Raw genomic sequence first — 7,715 nt, 5'->3', positions numbered from 1 at the left:
CTTTCAGGTCGATGGATAACGCCAGACACCGCGGTCGGCCCCCTCTCCCTCTGGGAGAGGGCTGGGGTGAGGGTTAAAAGTCTGATTAGATAGCCACTCCGCCAGGATTCAACTCCGGAGTCTCGCTTGAGCACAGCGCCGAACAACCTGCCCCGCCCCGATCCCGTCACCCTGCGCCAGGCCTGGCGCTTCTGGCTGAAACTCGGCTGCATCGGTTTCGGCGGGCCGGCCGGGCAGATCGCGATCATGCATCAGGAGTTGGTCGAACGTCGGCGCTGGATCTCCGAAAAGCGTTTTCTGCACGCACTCAACTACTGCATGTTGCTGCCCGGCCCCGAGGCTCAGCAACTGGCGACTTACATCGGCTGGCTGCTGCATCGCACCTGGGGCGGTGTCATCGCCGGTGCGCTGTTTGTGCTGCCGTCGCTGTTCATTCTGATTGGCTTGTCGTGGCTGTACGTCGCTTTCGGTGACGTGCCGGCGGTGGCCGGGGTGTTTTACGGGATCAAACCGGCAATCACCGCGATTGTGTTGCACGCCGCACATCGCATCGGCTCGCGTGCATTGAAGAATGCCTGGCTGTGGGCGATTGCCGGGGCGTCGTTCGTGGCAATTTTCGCCTTCAATCTGCCCTTCCCCTTGATCGTCCTCGGGGCTGCGTTGATCGGCTATCTGGGCGGACGGTTCGCACCGCAGCGGTTCAGCAACACAGGGGCGCGCAACAGCGAGAAATCCTTCGGCCCGGCGTTGATCGATGACGATACGCCGGCCCCCGAACATGCCCGTTTCAGCCTGCCGAAGCTCCTGCGTCTGGCTTTGATCGGCGCAGTGCTCTGGTGTTTACCGATGGCGTTGTTGACCGCATTATTCGGCTGGGACGGCACGTTCACGCAAATGGCCTGGTTCTTCACCAAAGCCGCCTTGCTCACGTTTGGCGGCGCCTACGCGGTGCTGCCTTACGTTTATCAGGGTGCCGTCGGGCATTACGGCTGGTTGACGCCGACACAGATGATCGACGGCCTCGCCCTCGGCGAAACCACCCCCGGCCCGCTGATCATGGTGGTGGCGTTTGTCGGTTTCGTCGGTGCCTACGTGCAACCGGCGTTCGGCCCCGAACATGCCTTTGCCGCCGGCGCACTGGCAGCAACGCTGGTGACCTGGTTCACCTTCCTGCCCTCGTTTCTGTTCATCCTCGCCGGCGGGCCATTGGTGGAATCGACGCACAACGAACTGAAGTTCACCGCACCGCTGACGGCAATTACCGCCGCCGTGGTCGGGGTGATTGTGAATCTGGCGTGTTTCTTCGCTTATCACGTGTTCTGGCCGAATGGCTTTAACGGGGCGACAGATGTTTTTTCAGTGGCGCTGGCCGTCGCGGCGGCATTGGCCTTGTTCGTTTTCAAACGCGGTGTGATCAGTGTGTTGATCGTTTGCGCCCTCGCCGGGCTGGGCTTTGAGCTGATGCGCTGAACCCTGACCTGCGAATCTCCCGTTTACACGCCCGCGAATTCCCCCTTACTATCCGGGCACACCGGTCGGCGGGCATCCCCCGCCACCGACGTTTTCCGCCAACGGAAACACGCGTTATGAGTACGTCACTACAACAACCAGAATCGTTGAACGTCTCTACCCTGCGCGCCCTCTCTCACAGGGGCGGCGTATGAATCGTATCGTCAATCTCCCCATGGCCCTGCGCCGTTCCAAGCTGCGTCACTCCGCCCGCCCGCCGGATATCGCCCGGTCTATCTGATCGCGTCCGTTAAAGAACCGCGACAGTCTCCTGCTTCTTGATATCCCTGCCAGGACACCCACGCCTTTTTGCCGCGTCGTGTCCGGCCCGAATCTGCGCGCCTGTGCGGCGCCATCGTGAGTGATCGTTATGAAATTCGCAGCTATTGAAGACGCACGCCGGTTCCTTGAACAGAACCCCGATATCGACATGATCGAGTTGTTCATTCTCGACGCCAACGGCGTGCCACGCGGCAAGCTGTTGCACCGCGAAGAACTGCTCGCCGTGTACCAAAGCGGTCGACCGCTACCAAGCACCATCCTCGGTCTGACCGTGCAGGGTGAAGACGTCGAGAACTCCGGCCTGGTCTGGGACGTCGGCGATATCGACTGCCGCGCCTATCCGCTGGAAGGCAGTCTGGTGCGCCTGCCATGGCGCAAGATTCCGACCGCCGCCGTGCAGGTCAGCATGCACCCGACCGAGGGCATGCCTGCGAGCATCGCCGACCCGCGACACTTGCTGATCAAGGTCATCGACGGGCTCAAGGCCGAGGGTTATCACCCGGTGATGGCCTGCGAACTGGAGTTCTACTTGCTCGATGCCAAACGCGATCACAACGGCCGTCCGCAACCGGCACTGGACGCTGACGGTGGTCGACCGCGACACACTCAGGTTTATGGTTTGCGCGAACTGGAGCAGATCGAACCGTTCCTCGCCGACCTTTACAGCGCCTGCAAACTGCACGGCGTTCCGGCGCGCACGGCGATCTCCGAATACGCGCCGGGTCAGGTCGAAATCACCCTCGAACATGGCGACGCGCTGGAGGCGATGGATCAGGCGGTGCGCTACAAACGTCTGGTCAAAGCCATCGCCCACAAGCACGGCATGCAGGCGACCTTCATGGCCAAGCCGTTCGATGATCTGGCCGGCACCGGCATGCACATGCATGTGAGTCTGGCCGATGGCGCGGGACACAATCTGTTTGCCTCGGAAGACCCGGCCGGCACGCCGCTGCTGCGCACGGCGATTGGCGGCATGCTCGCGTCATTGCTCGATTCGCTGCTGCTGTTCTGCCCTAACGCCAACTCGTATCGACGCTTTCAGGCCAACAGCTACGCGCCGCTGGCGCCGACCTGGGGCGTCGACAATCGTACTGTCAGCCTGCGCGTGCCCGGTGGCCCGGCCAACACCCGGCACATCGAACACCGCATCTGCGGCGCCGACGCCAACCCGTATCTGGCAGCGGCGGCGATCCTTGCCGGGATTCATCGTGGCATTCGTGAAGACCTTGATCCGGGTGCGCCGGTCGAGGGCAATGGTTATGCGCAGGCGAAGGAATTGCTGCCGACGGATTGGCTGACGTCGCTGCAGGCGCTGGAAAATTCGGTGTGGGCGCGGGATGCATTGGGGCAGGAATTTCTCGGGGTGTATCTGGCGGTGAAGCGTGCCGAGTATCGACAGTTCATGGCCGAAGTGGGTGAGCAGGATTGGCGTTGGTATCTCACCGACGCCTGAATATTCACCACTATCCCTTGTAGGAGTGAGCCTGCTCGCGATGAGGCCATGTCAGTCACATCATAGGTGAATGACACACCGCTATCGCGAGCAGGCGAAGGCCTACAGGGACCGCGTACAACCGAAGAATTTGTGTGGACACTGACATGACCGAACGCTGCAATTCCTACTACACCGCCACCCTTAACCAAGACACCGACTACCCGACCCTGCAAGGCCGGCACAAGGTTGACGTGGTGATCATCGGCGGCGGCTTTACCGGCGTCGCCACCGCCGTCGAACTCGCTGAAAAAGGCATCAAAGTCGCCATCGTCGAAAGCCACAAGATCGGCTGGGGCGCCACCGGTCGCAATGGCGGACAAGTCACCGGCAGCCTTTCCGGCGACGGCGCGATGCGCAAACAGATGCGCGCGAAACTCGGCAATGAAGTCGATGATTTCATCTGGCACCTGCGCTGGCGCGGGCACGAAATCATCCAGCAACGCGTCGAGAAATACGGCATTCAATGCGACCTCAAACACGGCCACTTGCACGCCGCGTACAAGCCCAGCCACATGACTGATTTGCGTAAGGATCATGAAGAAGCCGTACGGCGCGGATTAGGCGATGAAGTCAGCCTGCTCGACCGCAGTCAGGTGCGTGATCTGCTGCAAAGCGACCTCTACCACGGCGCAATCAAGAATACCCGCAACATGCATCTGCACCCGCTCAACCTGTGCATCGGTGAAGCGCGGGCGGCGGAAAGTCTCGGGGCGCTGATCTTCGAAAACAGCGAAGTGCTGGAGATCATTCACGGCGCTACACCCGGTGTGCGCACGGCTCACGGGCAGATCGACGCCAATCAGGTGATGCTCGCCGGCGACGTCTATCACAAGCTCGAACCGGGGCAGCTCAAGGGCAAGATTTTCCCGGCCATGGGCGGCATCGTCACCACCGCACCGCTCGGCGATCTGGCGAAACAGATCAACCCCGAAGACCTCGCGGTGTACGACTGCCGCTTCGTCCTCGACTACTACCGCCTCACCGCCGACGGCCGCTTGTTGTTCGGTGGCGGCGCCAACTACAGCGGCAAGGATTCACGGGACATCGCCGCCGAGCTGCGCCCGTGCATCGAGCAGACCTTCCCGGCGCTCAAAGGCGTGCAGATCGATTACCAGTGGAGCTGCGCAATGGGCATCGTCATCAACCGCATCCCGCAACTGGGCAAGCTCTCGGATAACGTCTGGTATTGCCAGGGCTACTCGGGGCACGGCATCGCGACCACGCACATCATGGGCGAAATCATGGGCCGGGCGATCACCGGGCAGATGGAGCAGTTCGATACGTTTGCCCAGTGCCAGCACATTCGTGTGCCGATGGGGGATTTGCTCGGTAACCCGTTGTTGGCGGCGGGGATGTGGTACTACCAGATGCTTGAGCGACTTCGCTAAGCCTGTGTTGATCCTGCTGACCCCATCGCTGGCAAGCCAGCTCCCACAGTGTCCGTGGCGTACCCAAATTTCATGTACACCGCAAAAACCTGTGGGAGCTGGCTTGCCAGCGATGAGGCCATCAGCCCCACCCCAAAACCTCAATCCGGCAACTGCTCCACCACAATCCCCAACCGCCGATAATCCTCGACACTCCCCGACGCCACATGCCGCTCGGTAATCAGCGTATGCAGGCGCGCACACGGCGCCACCACAAACGGCTCCACCGCCCCGAGCTTGTCCGCCGTGGTCACCGCAATCACCCGCGCGGCGCCATCGAGCATCGCCTGCTTCACCGGCACTTCATCGAAATGCAGCGAAGTGATCCCCACTTCCGGATGAATCGCACAAACCCCGGTAATCGCCAGATCCGCCCTGATCCCGGCCAGCAGCCGTAGCGCCTCATGCCCACCCGCCGCCATCGTCCGCGGGTTCAACTGGCCGCCAGCGAGAATCACTTTCACAGCCTTGAATTCAGACAGGGCAATCGCCGTCATCGGTGAAGCGGTCACCGCCGTGATGCTGATATCTGCACGCAACGAGCGCGCCACTTGTAGCGTGGTCGAGCCGGAATCGAACAACACAATCTGCCCGTCTTCAATTTCCTGCGCGGCCCGTTGCGCCAGGCGGATTTTCACCTCATCCGTCTCGTCCAGCCGCGTGAAGTAGTCCTTGCCGGAGTCTTTCGGACGCGGCAACGCCCCGCCGTGTACGCGTTGCACCAGCCCGGCATTGTCCAGTTCGGCGAGGTCGCGGCGGATGGTGTCTTCGGATACCGCAAAGTGCTGACTCAGCTCGGAGGCCATGACCTTGCCGTCACGTTCGAGGAGCAAAAGGATTTTCTGCCGGCGCAGAGAGGGCAGTTCGGCTGCGGAATGATCGTGCATGGTTATGCCTGTTTATGCTTGTAATTGCAGGTTTCGCAAGACTAGCGAAAGCCCCAAGTAAACACAAACCGACCGGGTATCAATCGTTTCGATCATTGGAATCGACAAGGCGAATTTTTTCTTTGCTTTCAACCTGTTCAGAATGGCCGCACTTCTAAAAGGCTCAGGATGAATACCTCATGAATCTCAATTTTGCGTTTGCGTGCATGATCGTCGTGTCGTTTGCGATTGCCCTCGGCCACGCCTGACTGCGCCTCAGACCGACGCCAGCAAATGCTCGCGCAGCCATTTGTGCGCCGGATCGCGATGCGAGCGTTCACCCCAGAACATCGCCATCTCGTAACCGGGTACTTCCAGCGGCACGTCGACCACTTGCAGCGCCGGGTTGCCACGCACCAGGCGTGACGGCAGCATCGCCACCAGATCGGTGGCCGCCAGCACCGACATCGCCATCAGAAAGTGTGGCACCGACAACACCACTTTGCGCATCAGCCCGACATCGGCCAACGCCCGATCAGTCACCCCGAAAAAGCCTCCGCCCTCGCGCGACACCATCACGTGTTCCAGCGCGCAGAACTGTTCGCGGCTCGGCGCCTGCATCAAACCTGGATGCCCGACTCTACCGGCGAGCACATAACGCTCGGCGAACAGCGGCCGTCGATGCAGCTCCGGCGGCGCATCTTCGCTGATGTGCAGCGCCAGATCGAACACGCCTTGCTCGGCCTGTTTGACCAGATGCGCCGGGGTCAGATCGATCACCGCCAGCCGCGTGCCCGGCGCCTGTTCACGCAAACTGCTCAGCGCCGGCAACACCACCGTCGACTCGCCGTAATCGGTCGCGGCGATCTTCCAGGTGTGCGTTGCCTGCGCCGGATCGAACGCACTGGCGGGCGCCACCGCCCTCTCCAACGCCTCCAACGCTTCGCGCAACGGCTCACGTAACTCATCGGCGCGTGCCGTCGGGCGCATGCCACGCGGCCCGGGCAACAGCAGCGGATCGCCGAAGATGTCGCGCAACTTGGCCAGATGCACACTCACCGAAGGCTGCGACAGGTTCAGGCGCTGCGCCGCGCGGGTGACGTTGTGCTCCGACAGCAGCACATCAAGGGTCAGCAGCAGATTGATATCCAGTCGTCTCAAATTATTCATGGCTATACCAGATATATCAGACATTCATTTCCAATATACCGGTTGAACGCCGATCCTGCAGTCACTCAGCTAACGGAGCTTCAACATGAAAGTGCTACTGGTTTACGCCCATCCAGAACCGACTTCCCTCAACGGCTCGCTGCGCGACTTCAGCGTCCAGCGCCTGCAAGCCGCCGGCCACACCGTGCAGGTCTCCGACCTCTACGCGATGAACTGGAAAGCCAGCCTCGACGCCGACGACGCCCCGGAGCGCGATACGACAAAACCGTTCCACGCTTCGCTCGACTCGAAAGTCGCCTACGCCGAAGGCACTCAGGCTGCCGACATCGCCCGTGAGCAGGAGAAACTGCTGTGGGCTGACGCGCTGATCCTGCAGTTTCCATTGTGGTGGTTCACCATGCCGGCGATTCTCAAAGGCTGGGTCGATCGGGTGTACGCCTATGGGTTTGCCTACGGCGTCGGCGAACATTCCGACAGTCGTTGGGGCGAGCGTTATGGCGAAGGGAAAATGAAAGGCAAACGGGCGATGTTGATGGTTACCACTGGCGGCTGGGAATCGCACTATGCACCGCGAGGGATTAACGGGCCGATGGATGATTTGCTGTTTCCGATTCAACACGGGATTTTGTATTACCCCGGTTTTGAAGTGGTGCCGCCGTTTGTGGTGTATCGGACAAGTCGGATGGATGCGGCGCGGTATGCCGAGACTTGTGATGAACTGGGGCGGCGGCTGGATGAGCTGTGGAGTACGAGGCCGATCGGGTTTCGGCAGCAGAATGGTGGGGAGTATGAGATTCCTGCTTTAACTTTGAAGAGCGATATCGCGCCGGATAGCGAAGGCTTCGACGCACACATCCGCTAGTGCCGCATCGACCACGTAGAGCAAAAGCCCCTCACCCTACCCCTCTCCCAGAGGGAGAGGGGACTGACCGAGTTGTTTTTCCGAGCTACGCCGACCTGGAATAT

The 7,715-nt window shown here is 60.9% G+C and carries 6 protein-coding genes; 4 read left to right on the top strand and 2 right to left on the bottom strand.

Annotated features, from left to right (window positions below; genetic code table 11):
- Positions 1–126: 126 nt before the first annotated feature.
- The 3 genes from chrA (at position 127) to PMI23_RS10400 (ending at position 4,674) form a co-directional block, all read left to right on the top strand.
- Positions 127–1,470, top strand: coding sequence for a chromate efflux transporter (chrA, locus tag PMI23_RS10410; RefSeq protein ID WP_007918950.1), 1,344 nt, complete (start codon positions 127–129; stop codon positions 1,468–1,470).
- A gap of 409 nt (positions 1,471–1,879) precedes the next feature.
- Positions 1,880–3,244, top strand: coding sequence for a glutamine synthetase family protein (locus PMI23_RS10405; RefSeq protein ID WP_007918952.1), 1,365 nt, complete (start codon positions 1,880–1,882; stop codon positions 3,242–3,244).
- 146 nt (positions 3,245–3,390) lie between these two features.
- Positions 3,391–4,674 carry an NAD(P)/FAD-dependent oxidoreductase gene (locus PMI23_RS10400; protein ID WP_007918958.1) on the top strand — a complete coding sequence of 428 codons (1,284 nt, stop codon included), beginning with the start codon at positions 3,391–3,393 and terminating at the stop codon, positions 4,672–4,674.
- Between the two features lie 140 nt (positions 4,675–4,814).
- On the opposite strand, the gene PMI23_RS10395 is transcribed toward PMI23_RS10400, so the two are convergent.
- Together PMI23_RS10395 and PMI23_RS10390 are read right to left on the bottom strand one after the other, a co-directional pair.
- On the bottom strand, positions 4,815–5,600 hold the full coding sequence (locus tag PMI23_RS10395) for a DeoR/GlpR family DNA-binding transcription regulator (protein ID WP_007918959.1): 786 nt from the start codon (positions 5,598–5,600) through the stop codon (positions 4,815–4,817).
- Positions 5,601–5,855: 255 nt separating this feature from the next.
- Positions 5,856–6,749, bottom strand: a complete 894-nt coding sequence (locus PMI23_RS10390) for a LysR family transcriptional regulator (RefSeq protein WP_042704931.1) — start codon at positions 6,747–6,749, stop codon at positions 5,856–5,858.
- 85 nt (positions 6,750–6,834) lie between these two features.
- On the opposite strand from PMI23_RS10390, the gene PMI23_RS10385 reads away from it, so the two are divergent.
- Complete coding sequence (locus PMI23_RS10385; RefSeq protein ID WP_007918961.1) at positions 6,835–7,611, top strand: NAD(P)H-dependent oxidoreductase; 777 nt, start codon at positions 6,835–6,837, stop codon at positions 7,609–7,611.
- Positions 7,612–7,715 lie beyond the last annotated feature (104 nt).

The organism is Pseudomonas sp. GM24, assembly GCF_000282235.1.
Lineage (GTDB): Bacteria > Pseudomonadota > Gammaproteobacteria > Pseudomonadales > Pseudomonadaceae > Aquipseudomonas.
The sequence above is the reverse complement of the archived record's forward strand: the minus strand, read 5'-3'. Positions and strand labels throughout refer to the sequence as shown.

Coding starts and splice junctions, on each gene's coding strand:
- PMI23_RS10405 (WP_007918952.1), top strand. CDS start 1,880: ATGAAATTCGCAGCTATTGAAGACGCACGCCGGTTCCTTGAACAGAAC.
- PMI23_RS10400 (WP_007918958.1), top strand. CDS start 3,391: ATGACCGAACGCTGCAATTCCTACTACACCGCCACCCTTAACCAAGAC.
- PMI23_RS10395 (WP_007918959.1), bottom strand. CDS start 5,600: ATGCACGATCATTCCGCAGCCGAACTGCCCTCTCTGCGCCGGCAGAAA.
- PMI23_RS10390 (WP_042704931.1), bottom strand. CDS start 6,749: ATGAATAATTTGAGACGACTGGATATCAATCTGCTGCTGACCCTTGAT.
- PMI23_RS10385 (WP_007918961.1), top strand. CDS start 6,835: ATGAAAGTGCTACTGGTTTACGCCCATCCAGAACCGACTTCCCTCAAC.